The sequence below is a fragment of the Cellulosimicrobium sp. SL-1 genome, assembly GCF_011033075.1.
GTDB lineage: Bacteria > Actinomycetota > Actinomycetes > Actinomycetales > Cellulomonadaceae > Cellulosimicrobium > Cellulosimicrobium funkei.
The window spans coordinates 365,613-390,320 of the sequence record NZ_JAACJC010000003.1 but is presented as its reverse complement, the minus strand read 5'-3'; the positions used below and the strand labels follow the sequence as shown (position 1 = coordinate 390,320).

The following is a 24,708-nucleotide window of genomic DNA, read 5'->3' as shown; positions in this document are numbered from 1 at the left end:
ACGGCGTCGCGGGCGCGACCCGCAGCGACCCGCAGCGGTCCCGCCGGTCAGGCGGGCCGGTAGCCGTTCTCCGGTCGCCCGGCCGCGCCGTACCGGGGCGCGACGTCGGCACGCCCCGTGGCGACGAGGTGCTCGAGGTAGCGGCGCGCGCTCACGCGCGACATCCCGGTCCGCGCGGCGACCTCGCCCGCCGACGCGTCGCCCGCGTCGGCGCACGCCGCCGCGAGCGCCTCGACGACGAGCCGCAGGCTGCGCTCGGACAGCCCCTTCGGCAGCGCCGCGGCCTCCGGCGTCCCGCGCCGCACGAGGCGGTCGACGGCGTCCTGGTCGAGCTCGTCGCCCGCGGTGCGCAGCGAGTCGCGCAGACGGGCGACCTCGTCGAGCCGGCCGCGCAGCGCCGCGGCCGTGAACGGCTTGACGAGGTAGTGCTGCACGCCGCCCGCCATGGCCTGGCGGACGCTCTCCAGCTCGCGCGCGGCGGTCGTCGCGACGACGTCGACGGGCGGGGACGGCCGGCGCCGGATCTGGCGCAGCACGTGCAGCCCGGTCGCGTCCGGCAGGTAGATGTCGAGCAGCACGACGTCCGGGTCGAGCACGGCGAACGCGCGCAGCGCCTCGGCCGCCGTGCGCGCCTCGCCCACGACGACGAAGCGCGGGTGCGACTCGACGAAGCCGCGGTGCAGGCGCGCGATCGTCGGGTCGTCCTCGACGACGAGGACGCGCAGCCGGTCGCCCGGCGGCGCCGTGGGCGCGCCGGTGGGGGCGGGGGAGCGGCCGGCGGGGATCACGACGCCGTCTCCGGCGTCCGGGCCCGGGCGCCCGCGGCGGCGTCGACGGGCTGCGCGGGGAGGGCCACCGCGACGCGCGCCCCGCCGAGCACGGAGGTGGTCACCTCCACCGTCCCGCCGCGGCGCGCGGCCACGCGCCGCACGAGGGCGAGGCCGATCCCGCGCCCGGGCGGGCCCGCCTTCGTGGTGTACCCGGCGGCGAAGACGTCGGCGCGCGAGCCCGCGGGGATGCCGGGCCCGTCGTCCTCGACGACGACGACCACCCGGTCGCCCGGCGTCGGGCCCGTGCCGTCGGGCGCGCGGTCGGTCACGAGCACGCGGACGCGGCCCCCGGGCCCGACGGCGTCGACCGCGTTGTCGACGAGGTTGCCGAGCACGGTGAGGGCGTCGCCGTGCAGGGCGGCGTCGTCGGGCCCCGCGGGCGCGGCGAGGTGCGCGGACGGCGACACCTCGAGGCGCGAGCCGCGCTCGCGCGTCGTCGTGGCCTTGACCAGGAGCAGCGCCGCGACCTCGGGGGAGTGGACGCCTGGCGCGACGCCCGACGCGGTGAGCAGCCCGCCGTGCCCGGCGCGCTCGATGAACGCGACGGCCTCGTCGGCCTGCCCGAGCTCCAGCAGGCCCGAGACGACGTGGAGCTTGTTGGCGAACTCGTGGGACTGCGCGCGCAGCGCGTCGGTGAGGCCGCGCGCGCCGTCCAGGTCGCGCAGGAGCGCGTGCAGCTCGGTGTGGTCGCGCAGGAGCAGCACGGTCCCGACGGCGCGCCCGTCGACGCGGGCCCGGTCGGCGCGCGCGAGCAGCACGCGCTCGCCCGCGAGGACGAGCGCGCCGCCCTCCTCGGGCCCGGCGGCGGGCGCGTCGGCGTCGTCGGCCGTCTCCGCGGTGTCGGGCACGAGCGCGAGGAGCTGCGGGTCGAGGACGTCGTGCGCGGGCCGCCCGACGGCGTCGGCCGCCGCGATCCCGAGGAGGCGCTGCGCCTCGTCGTTGACGAGCACGACCGCGCCGTCGCGGTCGAGCGCGACGACGCCCTCGGAGATGCCGTGGAGCATCGCGTCGCGCGTCTCGAGCAGCCGGCCGATCTCCTCGGGCTCGAGCCGGAAGATGCGGCGGCGCACGGCACGCGTCACGAACGCCGCGCACACCACGCCGAGCGCCGCCGCGACGCTGAGGGCCGCGAGCAGCCACCCGAGGTCGTCGGCGAGGTCGTCGGCCAGGTCGGACTCGAGGATGCCGACGCTCGCCGTCCCGACGACGTCGCCCTCGGGCCCGAACACCGGGACCTTGACGCGCCACGACTCGCCCAGCGTGCCGGTCTGCGTGCCCGTCCACACCTCGCCGGAGAGCGGGACCGACGGGTCCGTCGAGACCCTCTCGCCGATGCGGGTCGGGTCCGGGTGGGAGTACCGCACGCCCTCGTCGTCCGTGACGACGACGTACGTGACGTCGGAGGCCTCGCGGATGACCTCCGCGATCGGCTGGATCGTCGCGGCGGGGTCGTCGTCGTCGAACGCGTCGATGATCGCGGGCAGGCGCGCGACGGAGAACGCGACCGCGGTCATGCGGTCGAGGTAGGCGTCGCGGAGCTGGCGGTGCTGCAGGGTCGAGGCGACGGCCCCCGCCGACGCCACGACCAGGAGCACGATGGCGACCTGCAGCACGAGGAGCTGCACCCGGAGCGACACTGCTCGACCCACCGCACCAGTGTGCCCCAGGTCCGCCGCACCCGGGCCTCGGCCGTGACCACAACGACCGCAACCACCGGATCGACCACAACGTCCAGTACGACCACAGCCCTCGCCGTGCCGCCCCGCGCTCCTAGGCTCCCCGGATCAGGTCGTGAGGCCCGCGCCGTTGCGGGTCCCGCTCAAGGAGGAGACATGCGATCCGTCGTCCGCCCGCGCTCCGGGCACACCGTCAGCCCGCGGCACGCTCTCACCGCGACGCTCGCCGCAGGACTCGTCCTCGGTCTCGCCGCGTGCTCGGGCCTCGAGCCCGGCGCCCCCACGACGGGCGGCTCCGGCGACGCGTCCGGCGGGGCCGCCGCGTCGGTCGACGAGCTCGCGATCGTCGTCCCGGCCGACCCCGGCGGGGGCTGGGACCAGACCGGCCGCGCGATGCAGCAGGACCTCCAGGGTTCCGGGCTCGTGCGCACCGCGACCGTCACGAACGTCGGCGGCGCCGGCGGCACGGTCGGCCTCGCGTCGCTCGCCAACACCACCGACCCCCACACGCTGCTCGTCATGGGCCTCGTCATGGTCGGCGCGGTCGAGACCAACGAGTCGCAGGCCCGCATCGAGGACACCACCCCGATCGCGCGCCTCACCGAGGAGCCCCTCGTCGTCGTCGTGCCCGCGTCGTCGCCGTACCAGACGCTCGAGGACCTCGTCGACGACGTCGTGGCGAACGGCAAGTCCGTCTCCATCACCGGCGGCTCCGCCGGCGGGGCCGACCACATCCTCGCGGGGATGCTCCTCCAGGCGGCCGACGTGCCGTCGGCGGAGGTGGGCGGGCTCCTCAACTACGTCGCCTACTCGGGCGGCGGCGAGTCGCTCGCCGCGCTGCTCGGCAACAAGGTCAGCGCCGGGATCTCGGGCGTCGGCGAGTACGCGGAGCAGGTCAAGGCCGGGACCGTCCGGGCGCTCGCGGTCTCGGGCGCCGAGCGCACGGACCTGCTGCCCGACGTGCCGACCATGACCGAGGCCGGGTACGACGTCGAGCTCACGAACTGGCGCGGCGTCGTCGCGCCGGGCGACCTCTCCGAGGAGGACCGCCGCGCCCTCGAGCTGCTCGTCAGCGAGATGGTCGCGTCCGACGAGTGGCAGGCGACGCTCGAGGAGAAGGGCTGGGACGACGCGTTCCTCGTGGGCGAGGAGTTCGACGGCTTCCTCACGGGGAACATCGCCGACATCAAGATGACGCTCACCGACGTCGGCCTGGTCGCGCCGTGACCAGGCGTCGCGCCTCGCGCGACGCGCCACCCGACGCGTCGCGCGAGCCGGGGTCGTCGGAGGCTCCGTCCGCGGGGTCGTCCGCCGCGGCTCCCGAGCCAGGACCGTCCGACGCCGAGCCCCGCCCCGGGCCGGCGCCGGCGACGGCCGTCGGCGACCCCGCCGACGGCCAGGCCGCCGGGGACCCCGCAGGCGCCACCCCCGCCGCGGGTCCCCGGCGGCGACCTGGCGAGCTCGTCGTCGCCGGCATCACCGCCGCCCTCGGGGTGTTCGTGCTCCTCGACGCGGGGACGATCGTCGTGCCGGGCTCGTCGAACACGCTCGGTCCCCGCGCGTTCCCCTACCTCGTGGGCGCGCTGCTGCTCGCCACCGGCCTCGTGCTGCTCGTCGCCGTCTGGCGGGGGCACGGCGGCCAGGAGGAGGACAGCGAGGACGTCGACCCCGACGCCCGCACCGACTGGCTGACCGTCGGTCTCCTCGGCGCGGTGCTGTTCGTGCACGTCTACGCGATCAACCTCGTCGGGTGGCCGCTTGCCGCGACGCTCCTGTTCGCCGGGGCCGCGATCGTCCTCGGCGCCCGCCCGTGGTGGCGCGCCGCCGTGCTCGGCCTCGTCCTGGCCCTGGTGATCCAGGTCCTGTTCGGGGGCGTGCTCGGGCTGTCGCTCCCGCCCGGCCCGCTCCTGGAGGGGGTGACCTGGTTCCGTGGATAACCTCACCGCGCTGCTCGACGGGTTCGCGACCGTCGTCCAGCCCGTCTACCTGCTCTACGCGCTGTTCGGCGTGTTCGTCGGGACCGCGGTCGGGGTGCTCCCCGGCATCGGCCCCGCGATGACGATCGCGCTGCTCCTGCCGCTCACGTACTCGCTCGACGCGACGGCCGCCATCATCGTGTTCGCCGGCATCTACTACGGCGGCATGTACGGCGGGTCGACGACGTCGATCCTGCTCAACACGCCCGGCGAGTCGTCGTCGATCGTCACGGCGCTCGAGGGCAACAGGATGGCCCGCATGGGCCGCGGGGCGGCCGCGCTCGCGACCGCCGCGATCGGCTCGTTCGTCGCGGGCACCATCGCGACCGTCGCCCTGACGTTCGTCGCGCCGTACGTCGCGCGCTGGGCCGTGCAGCTCGGCGAGCCCGACTACTTCGCGCTCATGGTCGTCGCGTTCGTGACCGTCGGCGCGCTGCTCGGGTCGTCGGTGCCGCGCGGCATGGCGTCCCTGTCGCTCGGCCTGTTCCTCGGGCTGATGGGCACCGACACGCTCACCGGCCAGCAGCGGTTCACGTTCGGCGTCCCGACGCTCGCCGACGGGATCGACGTCGTCATCGTCGCCGTCGGCCTCTTCGCGGTGGGCGAGGCGCTGTACGTCGGGTCGCGCCTGCGGCACGGTCCCGTGCACGTCATCCCCGTCGAGAAGGGGTGGCGCTCCTGGATGAAGCGCGAGGACTGGCGGCGCTCGTGGAAGCCGTGGCTGCGCGGGACGGCTATCGGGTTCCCCGTCGGCACCATCCCGGCGGGCGGCGCCGACGTCGCGACCTTCCTGTCGTACGCCGCCGAGCGCAGGTCCGCCGGGAAGCACAAGGACGAGTTCGGCAAGGGCGCGATCGAGGGCGTCGCGGGCCCGGAGGCGGCGAACAACGCCGCGGCGTCCGGCGTCCTCGTGCCGCTCCTCACGCTCGGCCTCCCGACGACGGCGACCGCCGCGATCATCATCGTCGCGTTCCAGTCGTACGGCATCCAGCCGGGCCCGCTGCTCTTCGAGAGCCAGTCCGCGCTCGTGTGGGCGCTCGTCGCGAGCCTCTACGTGGGCAACCTCATGCTCATCGTGCTCAACCTGCCCCTCGTGGGCATGTGGGTGAAGGTGCTCCAGATCCCGCGGCACTACCTCTACGCGGGCATCCTGCTGTTCGGCGCGCTCGGCTCGTACGCGCTGAACTTCTCCCCGGTCGACGTGCTCATCCTGCTCGTCATCGGCGCGATCGGGTTCTTCATGCGGCGCTACGGCTACCCCGTCGCGCCCATGGTCGTCGGCATGATCCTCGGGCCCATGGCCGAGGACCGCCTGCGCCGCTCGCTCGCGATCAGCCAGGGCGACCTGACGACGCTCGTCACCAGCCCGTTCGCCGCGACGGCCTACGCCCTCGTCGCCGTCGTGGTCCTCGCGGGCCTCTGGCTGCGCCGGCGCGAGCGCCGCACCGGCGCCGAGCTCGCGGCGCTCGCGGAGGACGTCCGCGTCGAGGCCCAGGACCAGGAGGTGCGCTGATGACCGTCGTCCTCGCCTACGCGCCCGGCGAGCTCGGGACCGCCGCGACGCGGGCCGCGGCCCGGGCGGCCGTCCTGCTCGGCGCCGGCGTCGTCGTGGTCAACACGACGCGCGGCGACCGGCTCGTCGACCCGCGCTGGGCCGACCACGACCAGCTCGTCGAGGTCGGCACGATCCTCGAGGAGGCGGGCGTCGAGCACGAGGTGCGGCACCTGCAGTCCTCCGCGCTGCCCGCGGAGGTCGTGCTCGGTGTCGCGGCCGAGGTCGACGCCGACCTCGTCGTCGTGGGGGTGCGGCACCGCACGCCCGTGGGGAAGCTCGTGCTCGGCTCCACCGCCCAGCAGATCCTGCTGGGCGCCGCGTGCCCCGTGCTCGCCGTGAAGCCGCCGGCCCGGTGACACGACTCCACCCCGCCTGCGGGCGCCCGGGTCACCCGGGCGCCCGTAGGCTGTGACCATGGCGACAGCACTCATCACCGGCGCGAGCGCCGGCCTGGGTTTGGAGTTCGCGTGGCAGCTCGCCACGGCGCGGCACGACCTCGTCCTCGTGGCGCGCGACGAGGCGCGCCTCGAGGAGACCGCACGGCAGATCCGCGCCGCGGCCGGGGTGCGCGTCCAGGTGCTGCGCGCCGACCTCTCCGTGCCCGACGACGTCGCGCGCGTCGCGGAGCGCCTCGCCACGACCGGCGGCCCGGACGAGCGCCCGGTCGGCCTGCTCGTCAACAACGCGGGCTTCGCGACGCACCAGCACTTCGTCGGGGGCGACCTCGACGTCGAGCTCGAGGCGCTCGACGTCATGGTCCGCGCCGTCATGGTGCTGTCGCACGCGGCGGCGGGCCAGATGACGGAGCGCGGGCGCGGCGCGATCCTCAACGTCGCGTCGGTCGCGGCCCTCACCGCGGGCGGCACGTACGCGGCGGCGAAGGCGTGGGTGCGGTCGTTCACGGAGGGGCTCGCCGTCGAGCTGCACGGCACGGGCGTCACGGCGACCGTGCTGTGCCCCGGCTTCACGCACACCGAGTTCCACGACCGCGCGGGCATCGACAAGTCCGTGCTCCCCGACCTCGCGTGGCTCGACGCCGACCGGGTCGTCGCGGAGGCGCTCGCGGACGTGCGGCGGGGCGTCGTCATCTCCACGCCGTCGGTGCGGTACCGGGTCGCGTCGGCGGCCCTGCGCGCGATGCCGCGCTCCGCCGTCCGCGCGATCGGCAAGTACCGCTAGGCACCGGGCGGGCCCGATACCCTGGCGGTCGTGACTACCGACCCCGCCTCGACGCTCGCCTCGACCCCCCGCGAGCAGCTGCTCGGCCTCATCCGTGAGCTCGCCGTCGTGCACGGCCGCGTGACGCTCTCCTCGGGCAAGGAGGCGGACTACTACGTGGACCTGCGCCGCGTGACGCTGCACCACCGCGCGGCGCCGCTCATCGGCCACCAGCTCCTGGACCTCCTCGAGGAGCAGGGGCTCGGCACGGCGGAGATCGACGCCGTCGGCGGCCTGACGCTGGGTGCCGACCCCATCGCGACCGCCCTCCTGCACGCCGCCGCGTCCCGTGGTCAGGACCTCGACGCGTTCGTGGTGCGCAAGGCGGCGAAGGCGCACGGGATGCAGCGCCAGATCGAGGGTCCCGACGTCGCGGGCCGGCGCGTCGTCGTGGTCGAGGACACCACGACGACGGGCGGCTCGCCGATCACGGCGATCGAGGCCGTGCGCGCGGCCGGGGGCGAGGTCGCGGGCGTCGCGACGATCGTCGACCGTGCCACGGGTGCGGGCGCGAAGATCGAGGCGCTCGGCGTGCCGTACCACTACCTGTTCAGCCTGGAGGACCTCGGCCTCGCCTGAGCCCCTCCCGCTCCGTCTCCCGCCGCTCGACGCGGCGCACCGCCCCGCGGCCTCCTGGGCCGCGGGGCGTCGTCGTGGAGGGAGGAGGCGCGCGTCACATCTCGATAGGTCAGGCTTACCTTGCTTTGGTGAGGCGACCCTTATATGGTCCGTCTCGGCGGAGCGTGAGCACGCTCCCTTCTCGGTCCCGCTCCCCGCCGGGACCTCGCCCGGACCAGCACGGGAGACCTTGTGCGCACTTCATCGCCGAGACGCGTCCGACGCGCCCTCGCCTCGTTCCTCGCCGCGGCGCTCGCCGCCGGCCTCACCGTCGCCGGCACCGGCGCCCCGGCCCAGGCGGCCGCGGCCGACGTGACCGGCGGGTCGGCCACCTGGAACTTCGTCGACTCGTGGACGTCGTACGTCACGGGCGGCATCGCCCAGGGCACGATCACCCCGCCGCTCCACGGCGGCCAGGCGACCTACGGCCCCGCGTCCGGCAGCTACGACGCCGCGTCCGGGACGGGCACCGTCCGTCTCGGCGGATCGACCCGGTACGAGGGCCACCACGGCGCGCTCGACGTGACGATCTCCGACGTGCGGCTCGACCTCACCGGCCCGACGACGGGCGCGGTCTACGCGGACTTCGCGGGCACGGTGAACCCCGGCGCGGGGAACGACGTCAAGGTCGCCGACGTCACGGTGTCCGCGACGCGCACCGGCGACGAGGTCACGTTCGTGGCCGACGGGACCGTCGTCGGGACGCTCGGGAACGTCTCGCCGTACTTCTCGTCGTACGCGGGCAAGCCCCTGTCGACCTTGACCGCCCGCGTCGTGTCGCCCGAGCCCGTGGCGCCCGCGCAGGCGACGACGACCGCGCTCGCCGCAGCGCCCGCGGGCACGTCCGCGGCCGGGGCGAGCGTGACGCTCACCGCGACCGTCGCGCCCGCCGCCGCGGGCACGGTCGAGTTCCGTGACGGCGGCACCGCCCTCGGCACCGCTCCCGTGGCCGACGGCGTCGCGCGCCTCGAGACCGCGGCCCTCGCCGCGGGGAGCCACGAGCTGAGCGCCGCCTTCACGCCCGCGGACCCGGCCGCGTTCGTCGCCTCGGCCTCCGCGGCCGTCGCGCACACGGTGACCGCCCCGGAGCCCGAGCCCGAGCCGGAGCCCGAGCCGGAGCCCGCCGTCGACCCCGCGGTCACGGTGTCGCCGTCGGCGCCCGTCGACCCGGCGGTGGAGAACACGTTCACGATCCAGGGGACCGGGTTCGTCGGCGCGGGCGCCGCGAACGGCGCGTACGTGCTCCTCGGCGACGCCTCGATCTGGGACGGCAGCGGCCCCCTCGTCGCCAGCGGCTGGCTCGCCCAGGGCTGGGTCATGCCGCAGCAGGTGCGCGACGGCGCGTTCACGACGACGCTGACCGTCCCGGCCGGAAAGCTCGACCCGGCGAAGCAGTACGTGGTGGCGACGTCCGCCGCGCACGGCCTCTCGGCGACCGACCGCAGCCTCGACACGTTCACGCCCGTCGCGGTCCAGGGCGGCACGACGCCCGAGCCGGTCTGGGAGCCGCGGATCACCCTCTACGCCGCCGACGGCACGACGCCGCTCGGGGACGCGCCCGTCCGCCCGGACGACAGGATCGTCGTCAAGGGCTCGGGCTTCGACCCGGCCGCGAACGTCGCGCCGGCGGGCAACCGCCCGCCGATCTCCGGCGGCATCCCCGCCGGCACCTACGTGGTCTTCGGCAGCTTCGCGGCCGACTGGCGCCCGTCGGAGGGTGCCCCGTCGAGCGCGCGCACGGCCGGCTCGCAGCGGTGGGCACTCTCGTCCGCGGCGCTCGACCAGGTGGACCCGCGCTACCAGTCCGCGATCCGCGGGCAGTGGGCCGAGCTCGCGCCGGACGGCACGTTCACCGCCGAGCTCGTCGCGAGCGAGCTCGAGCGTGAGGGCGGCCGCTACGGCGTCTACACGTACGCCGCGGGCGGCACGGTCAACGCCGCGCAGGAGCTGTACGCGCCCGTCGCGTTCACGACGGAGCCCGAGGCGCCCGTGTGGGAGCCCGAGATCTCGGTGCTCGCCGCGGACGGCACGACGCCCCTCGGCGACACCCCGGTCGCGGTGGGCGACACGATCGTCGTCCGGGGCACCGGCTTCGACCCGGCGGCGAACGTCGGCGGGCGCGGCGTCCCGATCCCGGCGACGCTCCCGCAGGGCACCTACGTCGTGTTCGGGAGCTTCGCCGAGCAGTGGCGGCCGTCCGAGGGCGCCGCGGCGTCGACCCGCAAGGTCGGCTCGCAGGTGTGGGCCCTCGCCGAGCCCGTGCTCGACCAGGTCCCCGCGCAGTACCAGTCGGTGGTCCGGGCGCAGTGGGCGGACATCACGCCGGAAGGCACGTTCGAGGCGCGTCTCGTCGTGAAGAACCCCGCCGCGCTCGAGGGCGGTCGCTACGGCGTCGCCACCTACGGCGCGGGCGGCGTGAGCAACGCCGCGCAGGAGCTCTTCGTCCCCGTCGCGTACGACGCGCCGGGCACGCTCACCGTCACGCCCGCGTCCACCACGGTGGAGGCCGGCTCGACGGTCCGCCTCGCCGTGCGTGGCCTCGCTGCGGACGACGCGGTCAAGGCCGTGACGTTCGGCGGCGCCCCGGCGTCGTACTCCCGCGACGGCGCGACGCTCGTGCTCACGGTCCCCGCCGGCACCCCCGCCGGGCCCGTCCCCGTGGTCGTCACGTCGGAGCTCGGCCTGACCGGCAGCACCACGCTGACCGTGACCGCCCCGGTCCCCGGGGGCGAGGCGAAGTCGACCACGACGACGCTCGCGTCGTCGGCGACGTCGGTCGTCGAGGGCGCGGCGGTGACGCTCACCGCGACGGTCGCGCCGAAGGCGGCCGGCACGGTCCGGTTCGTCGAGGGCGGCACGACCCTGGGCACCGCGGCCGTCACGGACGGTGTCGCGACGTTCCGGACGGGCCCGCTCGCCGTCGGGTCGCACGCCCTGAGCGCGACGTTCGTCCCCACGGACGCCACCGCCTACCGCGGCTCGACGTCCGCGCCGGTGACCGTCGCGGTGACCGCCACGCCGGTGACCCCGGCGCCGACGACGGCCGGCAGCCTCACGTGGGGCGTCAAGGAGTCGTTCCGCAGCTACATCGTGGGCCCGGTCGCGAAGGGCGGCGCGACGGCGACGAGCGGCGCGAGCGTCGTCGACGGCGTCTTCCGCTTCGGCCAGGCCGACGGCGGCACGTGGACCGCGTCGAGCGGCCGGGGGACGGCCCGGTACGCCGGGACGGTCCGCTTCACCGGCCACGCGGGCGCGCTCGACCTCACCCTGTCGAACCCGGTGGTCGAGATCACCGGCCCGGGCACGGGTCGCCTGCTCGCGGACGCGCGCTCCACGGGGCTGGACGGCTCGACGTTCGACCGCACGGGCGTCGCCGTCGCGACCCTGGCGCTCGGTGCGCCGACGACGAGCGCGGACGGGGCCGTGACGTTCCGCGACGCGGCCGCGACGCTCACCGCGGACGGCTCGCTCGCGTTCGTCGGCTTCTACCCGGCCGGGACCGCGCTCGACCCCGTGACGTTCACGGTCGGCGCGAAGGCGACCGCGCCCGGGGGCGGCGGCACCATCGGCGCCCCGGGCGACGGCTCGACCGGCGGGTCCGTGGACCCGGCGAAGGCGACGCTCTCGGTGGCGCAGGCTCGCCCGGGCGACGAGGTGACGATCAGCGGCGTCGGGTTCGGCGCGCGCGAGTCCGGCATCCGCACGGAGCTCCGCTCCACGCCGCGCACGCTCGCGACGGGCACGACCGCGAACGCCGGTGGCGCCGCGAGCTCGACCGTGACGATCCCGAAGGACGTCGCCCCGGGCGAGCACACGCTCCTCCTCGTCGGTGCGGACCACACCGCGTCCGCGCCCATCACGATCGTGGGCGCCGGCACGACCGGCACCGGCTCCGGTTCCGGCAGCGCGACGGAGCAGTGCTTCGCGCAGGGCGTCAACGGCGCGACCCTCTCGTGGGGTGTGAGCGACCGGTTCCGGTCGTACGTCACCGGCCCGATCGCGAAGGGTTCGGTCTCGACGGACGGCGTGCGGGACGGCGGCTCGGCGTTCACGTGGAGCGGCGGCAAGGGCTCGTTCAACATGGACCTCGGCAAGGGCCGCGCGAGCTTCGGCGGGTCGGTGTCGTTCTCCGGGCACGAGGGCATCCTCGACCTGCGGATCAGCAACCCGCGGGTGGTCGTGGACGGGTCGTCGGGCACGCTCGTGGTCGACGTGCAGAGCAGCGACATGGAGGGCAACAAGTCCTCGTCGACCGGCGTCGCGTTCGCGAGCCTGGACCTGTCGGGGAAGAAGGCGACGTCGGGCTCCGCGATCACGTGGAGCGGCGTCCCCGCGACCCTCACGGCCGCCGGCGCGAAGGCGTTCGCCGGGTTCTACGAGGCCGGGACCGCGCTCTCGCCGGTGACGGTGAGCTTCCCGGTCGGCGGCGACGTCGAGTGCGACGCCTACTCGGGGGCGCTCGCCACCACCGGCTCCGACGCCGGGAGCCTCGCGCTCCTGGCCGGGACGCTGCTGCTCACCGGTGCGGCCCTCCTGGCGGTGCGCCGCCGTCGCGCGGGTCGCGTGGAGGTGGCCGCGGCCGGCTGACCCCGGTCCCCGGCACGACGACGCCCGGTCACCTCGCGGTGACCGGGCGTCGTCGTGCGTGCGGGGTTCCCCGGGGAGCTGGAACGGCCGGACCGGCCCGGCGTGCCCTCAGACGAGGTCGACGAGGTCCGCGACGGAGTCGACGACCTTGCTCGGCCGGAACGGGTAGCGGTCGACGTCGGACATCGTCGTGGAGCCCGTCATGACGAGGTAGGTGTACAGGCCCGCCTCGATGCCCGCGACGACGTCGGTGTCCATCCGGTCGCCGATCATCGCGGTCGTCTCGGAGTGGGCGTCGATGCGGTTGAGCGCGGAGCGGAACATCATCGGGTTGGGCTTGCCGACGAAGTACGGCTTGCGGCCCGTCGCCGAGGTGATCATCGCCGCGACGGCGCCCGTGGCGGGCAACGGTCCCTCCTGCGAGGGCCCGGTCGTGTCGGGGTTGGTGCAGATGAACCGCGACCCGCCCAGCACGAGGCGGATCGCCTTGGTGATCGCCTCGAACGAGTACGTCCGCGTCTCGCCCAGCACCACGTAGTCCGGGTCGGACTCGGTGAGCGTGTAGCCGGCCTCGTAGAGCGCCGTCGTCAGCCCGGCCTCGCCCACGGCGTACGCGCTGCCCTGGGGGATCTGGTCGGTGAGGAACTGCGCCGTCGCGAGCGCCGACGTCCAGATCGACTCCTCCGGCACGTCGATGCCTGACGTCGCGAGCCGCGCCCGCAGGTCGCGTGCCGTGAAGATCGAGTTGTTCGTGAGGATGAGGAACGGCCGGCCCTTGTCGCGCAGCGCGCGCACGAACTCCGGTGCGCCGGGGATCGCGTGGCCCTCGTGGACGAGCACGCCGTCCATGTCGGTGAGCCAGCTCGTGATCTCTCGGGTCATGTCAGGCGTCCTTCCCGTCCGTGTCGGCCTGGCCGACGGCGGTCGCGTCCTCCGCGACCCCGGTCCTCTGCTGGGCGTCGGCCGCGATCTGCGCCTCGAGCGCCGCCGCCCGCTTCTCCGCCCGCCGCCCGCGCCAGACCTCGACGACCATGGGCAGCACGGACAGGAAGACGATGAGGAGGACGAGCGCCTCGATGTTCTCCTTGACGAACGTGATGTTCCCCAGGAGGTAGCCGAGCCACGTGAGGCCGACGGCCCAGAGCAGCGCGCCGAGCGCGTTGAACCCGACGAAGTGCCGGTAGTGCATCTTGCCGACACCCGCGGCGACGGGGGCGTACGTGCGCACGATGGGCACGAACCGCGCGATGACGATCGTCCGGCCGCCGTACTTCTCGAAGTAGGCGTTCGTCTGGTCGATGTACTTGCGCTTGAAGAACCGGGAGTCGGGCCGGTCGAACACCTTGGGCCCGACGGTGCGTCCGATGAGGTACGCCGTCTGGTCGCCGAGGAACGCCGCGGCGAACAGCAGGACGAGCAGCACGGGCAGGCTGATCTGCAGCGACTCCTGCGCGACGAGCGCGCCCGCGGTGAACAGCAGCGAGTCGCCCGGCAGGATCGGGAAGAGCAGGCCCGTCTCGATGAAGATGACGACGACGATCCCGACGAGCGCGGCGTCGCCGAAGCGCTCGATGAGCGTCATCGGGTCCATCCAGTCTGGGCCCAGGGCGGCGACCGGTCCGGCGGCGCCGAGGCTCGCGGCGTGCGCGGCTCCCGGGAGGGCGGAGGCGAGCTCGGCGAGGGTGGTCACGGGTCACCAGCGTAGCCGGGCGCGGCCGCGTGGCCCGGCGGTCGGTGTGGACCCGCCGTGGAGGTCCGGCGACGACGGACCTGCGGGTCCCGGCAGAATGTGCGCCATGGCGAGCAGCGCGGGCGAGCGGGAGGCGGACGAGCGCGAGGTCGGCGTCGGCCCGTGGCCGGGCGGCCCGGAGGCGTGGCCCCGCGTCCCGGACCCCGCCGGACCGCCCGGAGCGACGCGGCTCGACCCTCGGTACGACCCCGAGCTGCTCGCGCACGGCGACCGCCGCAACGTCGTCGACGCCTACCGGTACTGGACGGTCGAGGCCGTCGTCGCCGACCTCGACGCGCGCCGCGACCCGGCCCGCCGGCTCCACGTCGCGATCGAGAACTGGGCGCACGACCTGAACATCGGCTCCGTCGTCCGCACCGCCAACGCGTTCAACGCGGCCGGGGTGCACGTCGTGGGGCGACGGCGGTGGAACCGCCGCGGCGCCATGGTCACCGACCGCTACCTGCACGTCCACCACCATGCGTCGGTGGCGGACCTCGCGGTCTGGGCGGCGGGGGAGGGGCTGCCGCTCCTCGGGGTCGACAACGTCCCGGGGTCGGTGCCGATCGAGGGCTACGCGCTGCCCGCGTCGTGCGTGCTGCTCCTCGGCCAGGAGTCGGCCGGGCTGACGCCCGAGGCGGTCGAGGCGTGCCGCGCGGTGCTCCACATCACGCAGCACGGGTCGACCCGGTCGATCAACGCCGGCGCCGCCGGCGCGATCGCCCTGCACGCGTGGGCGGCGCAGCACCTGGGGCCGACGGGGTCGCCGAGGTAGAGGCGTGGTCATCGGGGGACCACAGGTCGAACGGCCCTGACCTCGCGCTGTCATCCATGCCAGACTTTGACCTGACAGTCCACCCCGCACGACTCCACAGGAGCTCCGCATGCCCATCGCAACCCCCGAGGTCTACGCCGAGATGATCGACCGGGCGAAGGCAGGCTCGTTCGCCTACCCGGCCGTCAACATCACCTCGTCGCAGACCATCACCGCCGCGCTCCAGGGCTTTGCCGAGGCCGAGTCCGACGGCATCATCCAGGTCTCCGTGGGCGGCGCCGAGTACGGCTCGGGTTCGACGGTCAAGGACCGCATCGCCGGTTCGCTCGCGCTCGCGGCGTACGCGCGCGAGGTCGCGAAGAACTACCCGGTGCAGATCGCGATCCACACCGACCACTGCGTCAAGAAGAACCTCGACTCCTGGGTCCGCCCGCTCCTGGCCATCGAGGCCGAGCAGGTGAAGAACGGCGGCCTGCCGACGTTCCAGTCGCACATGTACGACGGCTCGGACGTCCCCCTGGACGAGAACCTCACCATCGCGGCCGAGCTGCTCGAGCTCTCGCAGGCGGCGCGCACGATCCTCGAGATCGAGGTCGGCGTCGTCGGCGGTGAGGAGGACGGCCACGAGGCCGAGATCAACGAGAAGCTCTACACGACGGTCGAGGACGGCCTCGCGACGATCGAGGCGCTCGGCACGGGCGAGAAGGGCCGCTACCTGACGGCCCTCACGTTCGGCAACGTGCACGGCGTGTACAAGCCGGGTGCGGTCAAGCTCCGCCCGGAGATCCTCAAGGAGATCCAGGAGGCCGTCGGCGCGAAGGTCGGCAAGGAGAACCCGTTCGACCTGGTCTTCCACGGCGGCTCCGGCTCCACGGCCGAGGAGATCTCGGCGGCGGTGGACTTCGGCGTCATCAAGATGAACATCGACACCGACACGCAGTACGCGTTCACGCGCCCCGTCGTCGGCCACATGTTCTCGAACTACGACGGCGTCCTGAAGATCGACGGCGAGGTCGGCAACAAGAAGGCCTACGACCCGCGCGCCTGGGGCAAGCTGGCCGAGGCCGGCATGGCCGCGCGCATCATCGAGGCGTCGCAGCAGCTGCGCTCCGCGGGCAACAAGATCCGCTGACGCCGCACGGCCCGGCGTCCGCTCCGGGCCCGCGTCGCACGAAGGCCCCCGGTCCGTGAGGACCGGGGGCCTTCGTCGTGCTGCGGCGGCGGGCGCGCCCGACGACGGGCGTCAGGCGGCCACGGGAATCAGTCGGTGGTGCCCGCGCCGTTGCCGGGAGGCTCGTCGAGGTCGAAGCCGGGGTCCACGTCGACGATGTCGAGCAGCTCGCCGATGCGGGTCACCTCGAGCAGGAACCGGACCGTGGGCGGGGCGCGGAGGACGCGCACGCGGTGCGGGCCGCGCGACGCGAGACGTGCGAGGAACGCCACACCGGACGAGTCCATGAAGGTCACGTGGTGGGCGTCGATCTCGACGGGCAGGCCGGAGTCCTCCGCCGCGGCGGTCGCCTCCTGGAGGTCGGCGCCGAGGTCGGCGTCGATCTCGCCCGAGAGCACGATGCGGGCTCGCGTCGTACCCACGATGACGTGCACGCTCGCGGGGTCGCCCGCTCCTGCGGGGTCGCCGGCGACGCCGACCGGGCGGTCTGCGGCCGGGGGTGTACCTTCGCGCACCGGCGCTCCTCTCTGGCGTGGTCCGGACCGGTTCCGGTCTCGGGAAGCACCAATCTACGGTTGAATGTCCAGTCGGGACAGTAACGCGACCGTGGCGTCCGTTTCCAGACGATCGACGCTCGGACCGTCGGAGGTGACGATGGGCAGCTCGCCGGGGCTCGGCACCGACCTGCCCGCGCACGTCCAGGAACTGTGCACACGCGCGATGGACGCCACCGGGGTCGCGATGTTCGTCACGGGCCCGCGGTCGGCGGAGATGCCGATCGTCTGGGTCAACCGCGCGTTCGAGCGGCAGACCGGGTTCACCGCCGCCGAGGTGCTCGGCCGCAGCCCCCAGGTCCTCGAGTCGCTCCTCGCGAACCCCGTCGACGCCCAGCAGCTCCGCGCCGCCGTGGCCGACGAGCGCGAGCTCACCTACACCGTGCGCACCTTCCGGCGCGACGGGGTCGCGGTGTGGACGCAGCTCTCGCTCGCGCCCCTCACCGGCCCGGACGGCACGGTGACCCACTGGGTCGGTGCGCAGGTCGACGTCTCCGAGCACCTCGACCGGTACGCGGCCCAGGTCGCGTCGCTCGCGCTCGAGCGGCGCGAGCGCGCGGTGCTCGACGTCGTCTCCCGAAGCTCCGACCTCCTCGCCGACCTCGACCAGCCGTACGCGTTGCGCGACATCACGGCGCTGCTCGCGGGGTACGTCGTCGACTGGGCGGGCTTCTACCTCAACGACGACGGGCTGCGGTACGCGGAGGGCGTCGACACGGCGGCGCCCCCGAGCGGGCGCGGCCAGCGGCACGGCCGCTACACGCCCGGCGTCCTGCCCCTGGCCCCGGGCGTGCACGCGACCGACGCGCTCGGCGACTCGGCCTCCGTCACCGGCTCGGTGCCGCGCGTCCGCGTGGACGTGCCCGACCGCGTCCAGGACGTGCTCGACGGGCGCATCGAGGGGCCGGTGACGCTCGACCTCTCCGCCACGTACCCGCAGTGGTCCGCCTCGGGCTGGCTCCAGCGCGACCTCCACCACCGGCTCTCCGGGCTGCCCCGGCGGCCGGGGTCCGTGACGGTGTCCGCCGTCCCGGGGCGCCGGCGCATCCTCGGCCTGCTCGTCACGGGAGACCTGCCCGACACGCCGCCGCAGGGGTTCGGCACCGACGCGGAGGCCCGCGAGGGCGTGCGCACGCTGCTGCAGGTCATCGCCCGCCGCGCCGGCACCGCGATCGACAACGTGCGCCTGTACGCGCGCGAGCACCGCCTCGCCGAGACGCTCCAGCGCGCGATGCTCCCCGAGCAGGCCGACGTCACGGGCCTCGACGTGTGGACGTACTACGCGCCGAACTCCGAGCACGCCCAGGTGGGCGGCGACTGGTACGACGTCCTGCAGATCGCGCCGGACGTCGTCGGCCTCGTCATCGGCGACGTCGTGGGGCACGACGTCGAGGCCGCGGCCGCGATGGGCCAGCTGCGCTCGGTGGTGCGCTCGTACGCGTACGAGCTCACGACGCCCGGCCCCGTGCTCGAGCGCGTCGACCAGCTCGTCCAGGGCATGCGCATCCCGCGCTCCGCGAGCCTCGTGTACGCGGCGCTCACGCAGCCGGACGCCGCGCAGCCCGAGGACACGTGGCGGATCGAGTACTCGCGCGCCGGCCACCTGCCGCCGCTCCTGCTGCGCGACGGCACCGTGACGCAGCTCGACGACGCCGGGGGAGCGCTCGTCGGCTTCGGCGGCCGCAGCCGCTCGACGGGCGTCGCGACGCTCCTGCCGGGCGACACGCTCGTCTTCTACACCGACGGCCTCATCGAGCGCCGCGACCGCGCCCTGCGGGTCGGGCTCGAGGCGCTCGTCGCGGCGTCCGAGGCGGTGACGGCCGTCGACGCCGCGGGCGTGGGCGAGGAGCTGCTGTCGCGCCTGGCCGACGCCCCCGAGGACGACGTCGCGCTCGTCGTCGTGCGCATCCCCGACCCGCAGCGGGACGCGTCCGCCGTCGTGCTCAGCCCGCGCAGCCGCCGCTGGCTCCTGCCGAGCGAGCCGGCGTCGATCGGGCGTGCGCGGCACGCCGTCGTGCGCACGTGCCAGGCGTGGGGCGTGCGGGAGAGCGCCAACGCGGAGCTCGTCGTCTCGGAGCTCGTCGCGAACGGCGTGCTGCACGGCTGGGGCCACCTCGCGCTGCGCCTGTTCGACACGGGCGACGGCATCCGCGTCGAGGTCGAGGACTCCAACCCGGCTCCCCCCGTCCCCACGGACGGGCACCCGAACCGCATGGGCGGCTTCGGCATGCAGATCGTCGAGCGGCTCGCCGACTGGGGGTGGCGCCCGACGGCGTCGGGCAAGCTCGTGTGGGCCACCCTGCGGCCCTCGGGGCGCTAGGACGCCCCGCGGGCGTCAGGCCGGGGGCTCGACCTTGGCGAAGCCGGACGGCGGCGTCGCGGGCTCGCAGCGGTGGTCGTTGTCGATGCGGAACAGCTCGAGCGCGCCGCACACCTCGAGCACGAACAGGTCCCGGTCGTCGCAGCCGCGCAGCACCGTCGCACCGCCGCGCTTGCGACCGGCGTCGGCGAGGGAGATGAGGAACGCCGCGCCGGTGGAGTCCATGAACGTCACGCGGCACATGTCGATGACGAGGAGCTGACGGCGCAGCCCGACGACGCGTGCAGCGATCTCCGGGAACTGGTCGCGCTCGGCGAGATCGAGGTCTCCGGCGATGACGAGGGTCGTCGTCGCGGGGGACGTGGCGATCTCGATCATGCCCACGACTCTAGACGCCGCCCGGGTGCGTCGCGCGCCCACCCGGTGGTCGCCGGGCGGACGCGCGGCCGGTCAGCGCAGCGCGCGCACCTCGTCGGCCGAGGTCCCGGAGTCGCGCAGGAACTGCTCGCAGCGCTCCGCCTCCTCGACCTCGCCGAGGTACGCGGCGCACTCGGCGAGGGCCAGGAGCGCGCGCAGGAAGCCCTGGTTCGGCACGTGGTCGGCCGGGATCGGTCCCTGGCCGCGCCAGCCGGCGCGCCGCAGGGAGTCCAGCCCGCGGTGGTAGCCGGTGCGCGCGAACGCGTAGGCCGTCACCGCACCGCGCGAGCCGTTCTCGTGGAGGAAGTCCTCGGCGAGGTAGGCCCACGCGAGCGAGCTCGCGGGCGAGCGGCCCGCGATCTCGTACGGGTCGCCGTCGGCCGCGATGGCGTCGCGGACGTGCGCGTAGTCGTCGGGCAGGCGGACGGGTGCGGGGCCGTCGAGGAGGTTCGGGTGGGTGTCGCTCATGAGGCCATTCTGCCCATCCCGGGCGTGACGCGGTCGATAGACGCCTCGAAGGTCAATTTCCGTCATCCGACCGGTAAACTCGGCGCCGGTCCCCGGGTCTCTGCCGCCCGGGTGACGCCTCGGGCCCGCGGGCCCGGCGCCGTCGGGCACGCCGTGCCCGCTCCGCTCCGGACGCCGGTGCGCGCCCACGACCATGACCGGCCCGAGGAACAGGCAGCGCGAAAGTGGGGATTCCATGCCAGGCGTGGTGCTCGTCGGTGCCCAGTGGGGCGATGAGGGCAAGGGCAAGGCGACCGACCTCCTCGGGTCCCGGGTCGACTACGTGGTCAAGTTCAACGGCGGCAACAACGCCGGCCACACGGTCGTCATCGGGGACGAGAAGTACGCGCTCCACCTGCTGCCGTCGGGCATCCTGTCCCCGGGGGTCACGCCGGTCATCGCGAACGGTGTCGTCGTCGACATCGAGGTGCTGTTCCAGGAGCTCGACGACCTGATCTCGCGCGGCGTCGACGTCTCGCGCCTGCTCGTCTCGGGCTCCGCGCACGTCATCGCCGGCTACCACCGCACGATCGACAAGGTGAGCGAGCGGTTCCTCGGCAAGCGTCGCATCGGCACGACGGGCCGCGGCATCGGGCCGGCGTACGCGGACAAGATCAACCGCGTCGGCATCCGCATCTGGGACCTCTTCGACGAGAAGATCCTCGCGGAGAAGATCGAGGGCTCGCTCGACCAGAAGAACCACCTGCTGGTGAAGGTCTACAACCGCCGCGCCATCACGGTGGACGAGACCGTGGCCGAGCTGCTGCAGTACGCCGACCGGCTCAAGCCGATGGTCGCGGACACGGCGCTCGAGCTGAACAAGGCGCTCGACGCGGGCAAGAACGTCCTCTTCGAGGGCGGGCAGGCCACGATGCTCGACGTCGACCACGGGACGTACCCGTTCGTCACGTCGTCCAACGCGACCGCGGGCGGCGCGCTCACGGGCTCGGGCGTCGGGCCGACGCGCATCAGCTCCGTGATCGGCGTCATCAAGGCGTACACGACGCGCGTGGGCGAGGGCCCGTTCCCGACCGAGCTGTTCGACGCGAACGGCGAGTACCTGCTCAAGCAGGGCGGCGAGTACGGCGTCACGACGGGTCGCGCGCGCCGCTGCGGCTGGTACGACTCGGTCATCGCTCGCTACGCGACCCGCGTCAACGGCATCACCGACATGGTGCTCACCAAGCTCGACATCCTCACCGGCTTCGAGAAGGTGCCGGTCTGCGTCGCGTACGACGTCGACGGCGTCCGGTACGACGAGATGCCGCTCGACCAGACGGCGTTCCACCACGCGAAGCCGATCTACGAGGAGCTCGACGGCTGGTGGGAGGACATCTCCGGCGCCCGCACGTTCGACGACCTGCCGGTCAACGCGCAGCGCTACGTGCACGCGCTGGAGGAGATGTCGGGCACGCGGATCTCCGCGATCGGCGTCGGCCCGAGCCGCGACGCGATCATCCCGCGCCACGACCTCATCCACTGAGCCGACGACGCCAGCCGACCACGGCCCGGACGCCCCGCGGGGCGTCCGGGCCGTCTCGGTAGACTCGGCGCCCGTGAAGATCCTCGTCGTCGGGACCGGTGCCCGCGAGCACGCCATCGTCCACGCCCTCGCGCACGAGGCCGACCGCCCGGGCGCGGAGCGCCACGAGCTGCACGCCGCCCCGGGGAACCCGGGCATCGGGGACCTCGCGACGCTGCACGCGGTGGACCAGAACGACGGCGCCGCGGTGGCCGCGCTCGCGACGGACCTGGGCGTCGAACTCGTCGTCGTCGGCCCGGAGGCGCCGCTCGTCGCCGGCGTCGGGGACGCGGTGCGCGAGGCCGGCGTCCCCGTGTTCGGGCCGAGCGCCGAGGCCGCGCGGCTCGAGGGGTCCAAGGCGTTCGCGAAGGACGTCATGGCCGCCGCGTCGGTCCCCACGGCGCTCGCGCACGTGTGCACCGACGTCGACGAGGTCGCGGCCGCCGTCGACGCGTTCGGCGCGCCCTACGTCATCAAGGACGACGGCCTGGCCGCGGGCAAGGGCGTCGTCGTCACGGAGGACCGCCAGGCCGCGCTCGAGCACGCCGCCGCGTGCTTCGCGACGCCCCGCCGCGCGGCGGACGGCACGCCCGAGGACCCGTGCGTCGTCGTCGAGGAGTACCTCGACGGTCCCGAGGTCTCCCTCTTCTGCGTGAGCGACGGCGCGACGGTGGTGCCGCTCGCGCCCGCCCAGGACTTCAAGCGCGCGTTCGACGCCGACGCGGGCCCGAACACGGGCGGCATGGGCGCCTACAGCCCGCTGCCGTGGGCGCCCGAGGGCCTGGTGGAGGAGGTCGTCACGCGCGTCGCGCAGCCGACGATCGACGAGATGGCGCGCCGCGGCACCCCGTTCGTCGGCGTGCTCTACGTGGGCCTCGCGCTGACGAGCCGCGGCACGCGCGTCGTCGAGTTCAACGCGCGCTTCGGCGACCCCGAGACGCAGTCCGTGCTCACGCGCCTCGCGACGCCGCTGTCCGCGGTCATGCTCGCGGCGGCCCAGGGGCGGCTCGCCGAGGTCGGCCCGCTGCGCTGGCACGACGACGCGTCGGTCACCGTCGTCGTCGCGGCGCACGGCTACCCGGGCGCCGTCCGCGGCGGCGACCCCATCACGGGGATCGACGCGGCGGAGGGCGTGGAGGGCGTGCACGTGCTGCACGCGGGCACGTCGCGCGCGGACGACGGCGGCCTGGTCGCCTCGGGCGGCCGCGTGCTGTCGGTCGTGGCGCGCGGCGCGGACCTGGCCGAGGCGCGCCGCCGTGCGTACGCGGCGGTCGACCGCATCGTGCTCCCCGGATCGCACCACCGCACCGACATCGCGGCGAGGGCCGCCGCGGGCGAGGTCATGCTCGCGCGCTGACACTCCGCCGTCGAGCACGGCACGGCGGTCGTTCTCCGCGGGGAGCGACCGCCGTGCCGTGCGCAGCACCTCAGGGGCGAGGCGTCAGGCGCGGCGCCACTTCTGGGCCGCGGTGCCGTTGCACGTCCAGATCTGCAGCTTGGTGCCGTCGGCGCTGTTGCTGCTCGGCACGTCGACGCACTTGTTCGCCAGCACCGACACGAGGTCGCCCGCGCCGCTGAGCACGAACTTCTGGGCCGCGTTGCCGCTGCAGTTCGCGAGCTGGAGCGCCGTGCCGTCGGCCGTGGCCGCCCACGCGACGTCCATGCACTTGCCGCCCGCGCGGACGGTGCCGTCGGCCTCGAACGTCCAGCGCTGCGCGCTCGACCCGTTGCACGTCCACAGCTGGAGGCGCTTGCCGTCGCTGAAGTCGGACCCGGGGACGTCGATGCACTTGCCCGCGAGCCCGACGAGCGCGCTGCCCGACCCGCCGCCCGTGGTCACGAGCGACAGTCCGTAGGCCGACAGGATGGGGTTGACGGGCTGGTAGATGAACTTGCCGCCGTTCGAGCAGTCGTTGATGCGGCCCGACGTGACGCCCTGCGCCTGGTTGCCGGAGATCACCGACCCGCCCGAGTCGCCGCCCTCCGCGCACGCGCTGCCGCGCACGAGGCCGGGAATGTCGCCGTTGCCGTAGTTGACGGTGATGTTCTTCTGCTCGATGACGCCGCAGCGCCAGCCGGTCGTGGCGCCCGAGCGGCACACCGACGCACCCACGGGCGCCTCGGCCGAGCCGGCGACGTCGACGGTGCCGCCCGCGTAGTTGTTCACCCGGGGGACGGGGGAGAACCCGGCGTCGACGCGCACCCACGCGTAGTCGTGGCCGGGGAACGACGCCGCCTGGACCGTACCCATGCGCGCCCAGCTCGCGGTGAGCACCTCCTTGCCCGCCGCGCCGCAGTGCCCCGCCGTGACGAAGCCGCCCTGCACGGCGAAGCCGATCGAGCAGGCCGAGCCCGACGACGCGCCCGGGTCCCGGGTGATGTAGCGGTCGCCGCCGCGCACGTCGGCCGTGAGCTCGTACGGCGCCGCGAGGACCTCGGTGCGCACCGCGGCGGCGTCGACCCCGGACGCGGCGACGAACGCCTGCGCTGCCGCGGGGTCGAGCGACTCGACGACCACCTCGTTCGTGGTGACGTCGACGTACCAGGCCTGCACGGCGTCGGGGGTGGTGGTCGCGTCGAGCCGGGCGGCGACGTCGTCGAGCTCGGCCAGGCCGTGCTCCACGACGACGGCCGTGGCCCCGGCCGCCTCGACGTCGGCGACGGCCGCCGGGTCGGTCACAGCGACGACGGGGGCGCCCGCCTCGGCGTCGACCCACGTGCCGGCGTACGCCGTCCCGAGACCGTCGCTCAGTGCGCGCTCGACGGTGGCCGTCGCGGCGTCGAGCGCGAGCCGGTCGGCGACGCCCGCGGCATCGAGCCCCAGGTCGCGCTCGAGAGCGCGGAGCTGCCCTTCCGACAGGTCGTCGGGGGCGGGGGCGGCGGGGCTCGCGGTCGTCGGTGACGGGCTCGGGCTCGGTGCGGACAGGGGCGCGCCCGCGGGACCGAGAGCGTCCGCGTGCGCGGTCGTCGTGAGGCCCACGCTCGCGACGACCACCCCCACCCCGGCCGCTAGCGCTGTCAGGCGATGGTGCATCGTGCGGTGGTGCATCGTTGCCTCCTCCGTGCGGATGGGGCCCGCCGCCGTCGGCAGGCCCGGACAGCAGCGCACGCGCCCCCGCAGGAGTCGCTCCGGTGCGGCCCCCTGACGGCGGGAGAGCGCTCCCACGGCCGTCCTGGGAGGCACAGTAGCGACTTTTCGTCCCTACGTCGCGCGCTCCTGGACCGGTGGGCGAACCTCGCCGGGGCCGGTGCG

At 74.7% G+C, this 24,708-nt stretch carries 20 protein-coding genes; 12 read left to right on the top strand and 8 right to left on the bottom strand.

The features are described from left to right. Positions 1–47 precede the first annotated feature (47 nt). Together GWJ10_RS06560 and GWJ10_RS06555 are read right to left on the bottom strand one after the other, a co-directional pair. Complete coding sequence (locus tag GWJ10_RS06560) at positions 48–788, bottom strand: response regulator (RefSeq protein WP_240696636.1); 741 nt, start codon at positions 786–788, stop codon at positions 48–50. Next, a complete protein-coding gene (locus tag GWJ10_RS06555; RefSeq protein ID WP_241005689.1) occupies positions 785–2,479 on the bottom strand; it encodes a sensor histidine kinase in 1,695 nt (564 codons plus the stop codon). Before GWJ10_RS06555 ends, GWJ10_RS06560 begins: the two co-directional genes overlap by 4 nt. Positions 2,480–2,662: 183 nt before the next feature. Between GWJ10_RS06555 and GWJ10_RS06550 the strand changes: the two genes are divergently transcribed. The 7 genes from GWJ10_RS06550 to GWJ10_RS06520 all read left to right on the top strand — a co-directional run bounded on the left by GWJ10_RS06550 (position 2,663) and on the right by GWJ10_RS06520 (position 12,460). Then, positions 2,663–3,733 carry a tripartite tricarboxylate transporter substrate-binding protein gene (locus tag GWJ10_RS06550; protein ID WP_163186258.1) on the top strand — a complete coding sequence of 357 codons (1,071 nt, stop codon included), beginning with the start codon at positions 2,663–2,665 and terminating at the stop codon, positions 3,731–3,733. Next, entirely contained in the window at positions 3,730–4,443 is a 714-nt protein-coding gene (locus GWJ10_RS19585) for a tripartite tricarboxylate transporter TctB family protein (RefSeq protein ID WP_206158353.1), read from the top strand. The genes GWJ10_RS06550 and GWJ10_RS19585 overlap by 4 nt, the downstream gene beginning before the upstream one ends. Then, positions 4,436–5,995, top strand: coding sequence for a tripartite tricarboxylate transporter permease (locus GWJ10_RS06540; protein ID WP_043653871.1), 1,560 nt, complete (start codon positions 4,436–4,438; stop codon positions 5,993–5,995). The genes GWJ10_RS19585 and GWJ10_RS06540 overlap by 8 nt, the downstream gene beginning before the upstream one ends. Further along, entirely contained in the window at positions 5,995–6,393 is a 399-nt protein-coding gene (locus GWJ10_RS06535; RefSeq protein ID WP_061267146.1) for a universal stress protein, read from the top strand. The genes GWJ10_RS06540 and GWJ10_RS06535 overlap by 1 nt, the downstream gene beginning before the upstream one ends. A gap of 58 nt (positions 6,394–6,451) precedes the next feature. Continuing rightward, complete coding sequence (locus tag GWJ10_RS06530) at positions 6,452–7,216, top strand: SDR family NAD(P)-dependent oxidoreductase (RefSeq protein WP_061267145.1); 765 nt, start codon at positions 6,452–6,454, stop codon at positions 7,214–7,216. A 30-nt stretch (positions 7,217–7,246) separates the two neighbouring features. Next, positions 7,247–7,834, top strand: coding sequence for an orotate phosphoribosyltransferase (gene pyrE / locus GWJ10_RS06525; protein ID WP_021483023.1), 588 nt, complete (start codon positions 7,247–7,249; stop codon positions 7,832–7,834). A gap of 231 nt (positions 7,835–8,065) precedes the next feature. Next, positions 8,066–12,460, top strand: coding sequence for an HtaA domain-containing protein (locus tag GWJ10_RS06520; RefSeq protein ID WP_163186256.1), 4,395 nt, complete (start codon positions 8,066–8,068; stop codon positions 12,458–12,460). Between the two features lie 108 nt (positions 12,461–12,568). On the opposite strand, the gene GWJ10_RS06515 is transcribed toward GWJ10_RS06520, so the two are convergent. Both GWJ10_RS06515 and GWJ10_RS06510 read right to left on the bottom strand, forming a co-directional pair. Beyond that, positions 12,569–13,342, bottom strand: coding sequence for an HAD-IIA family hydrolase (locus GWJ10_RS06515; protein ID WP_021482670.1), 774 nt, complete (start codon positions 13,340–13,342; stop codon positions 12,569–12,571). A 1-nt stretch (position 13,343) separates the two neighbouring features. Then, a complete protein-coding gene (locus tag GWJ10_RS06510) occupies positions 13,344–14,150 on the bottom strand; it encodes a VTT domain-containing protein (protein WP_306303290.1) in 807 nt (268 codons plus the stop codon). Positions 14,151–14,256: 106 nt separating this feature from the next. Here GWJ10_RS06510 and GWJ10_RS06505 point away from each other — a divergent pair, with 106 nt between their 5' ends. Together GWJ10_RS06505 and fbaA are read left to right on the top strand one after the other, a co-directional pair. Further along, the gene (locus GWJ10_RS06505) at positions 14,257–14,964 is read left to right on the top strand and encodes an RNA methyltransferase (RefSeq protein WP_128957622.1); all 708 of its coding nucleotides are present in this window, start codon (positions 14,257–14,259) and stop codon (positions 14,962–14,964) included. A gap of 109 nt (positions 14,965–15,073) precedes the next feature. Continuing rightward, a complete protein-coding gene (gene fbaA, locus GWJ10_RS06500) occupies positions 15,074–16,096 on the top strand; it encodes a class II fructose-bisphosphate aldolase (protein WP_021482032.1) in 1,023 nt (340 codons plus the stop codon). A 128-nt stretch (positions 16,097–16,224) separates the two neighbouring features. Here fbaA and GWJ10_RS06495 read toward each other — a convergent pair whose 3' ends face one another. Further along, on the bottom strand, positions 16,225–16,569 hold the full coding sequence (locus GWJ10_RS06495; RefSeq protein ID WP_085951315.1) for an STAS domain-containing protein: 345 nt from the start codon (positions 16,567–16,569) through the stop codon (positions 16,225–16,227). A 220-nt stretch (positions 16,570–16,789) separates the two neighbouring features. Here GWJ10_RS06495 and GWJ10_RS06490 point away from each other — a divergent pair, with 220 nt between their 5' ends. Next, on the top strand, positions 16,790–19,009 hold the full coding sequence (locus tag GWJ10_RS06490) for a SpoIIE family protein phosphatase (RefSeq protein WP_061267141.1): 2,220 nt from the start codon (positions 16,790–16,792) through the stop codon (positions 19,007–19,009). A 15-nt stretch (positions 19,010–19,024) separates the two neighbouring features. Here the strand turns inward: GWJ10_RS06490 and GWJ10_RS06485 are convergent, their stop codons facing one another. Together GWJ10_RS06485 and GWJ10_RS06480 are read right to left on the bottom strand one after the other, a co-directional pair. Next, positions 19,025–19,387 (bottom strand): STAS domain-containing protein, encoded by a 363-nt coding sequence (locus GWJ10_RS06485; protein WP_043653881.1) that lies wholly within the window; start codon positions 19,385–19,387, stop codon positions 19,025–19,027. Between the two features lie 72 nt (positions 19,388–19,459). After that, positions 19,460–19,894 carry a DUF3151 domain-containing protein gene (locus GWJ10_RS06480; protein ID WP_043653884.1) on the bottom strand — a complete coding sequence of 145 codons (435 nt, stop codon included), beginning with the start codon at positions 19,892–19,894 and terminating at the stop codon, positions 19,460–19,462. 235 nt (positions 19,895–20,129) lie between these two features. Here GWJ10_RS06480 and GWJ10_RS06475 point away from each other — a divergent pair, with 235 nt between their 5' ends. Beyond that, the gene (locus tag GWJ10_RS06475) at positions 20,130–21,416 is read left to right on the top strand and encodes an adenylosuccinate synthase (protein ID WP_021482868.1); all 1,287 of its coding nucleotides are present in this window, start codon (positions 20,130–20,132) and stop codon (positions 21,414–21,416) included. A gap of 73 nt (positions 21,417–21,489) precedes the next feature. Continuing rightward, positions 21,490–22,812 carry a phosphoribosylamine--glycine ligase gene (gene purD / locus GWJ10_RS06470; RefSeq protein ID WP_163186254.1) on the top strand — a complete coding sequence of 441 codons (1,323 nt, stop codon included), beginning with the start codon at positions 21,490–21,492 and terminating at the stop codon, positions 22,810–22,812. An 84-nt stretch (positions 22,813–22,896) separates the two neighbouring features. Here the strand turns inward: purD and GWJ10_RS06465 are convergent, their stop codons facing one another. Further along, entirely contained in the window at positions 22,897–24,504 is a 1,608-nt protein-coding gene (locus tag GWJ10_RS06465; RefSeq protein WP_241005688.1) for a ricin-type beta-trefoil lectin domain protein, read from the bottom strand. Positions 24,505–24,708: the final 204 nt, after the last annotated feature.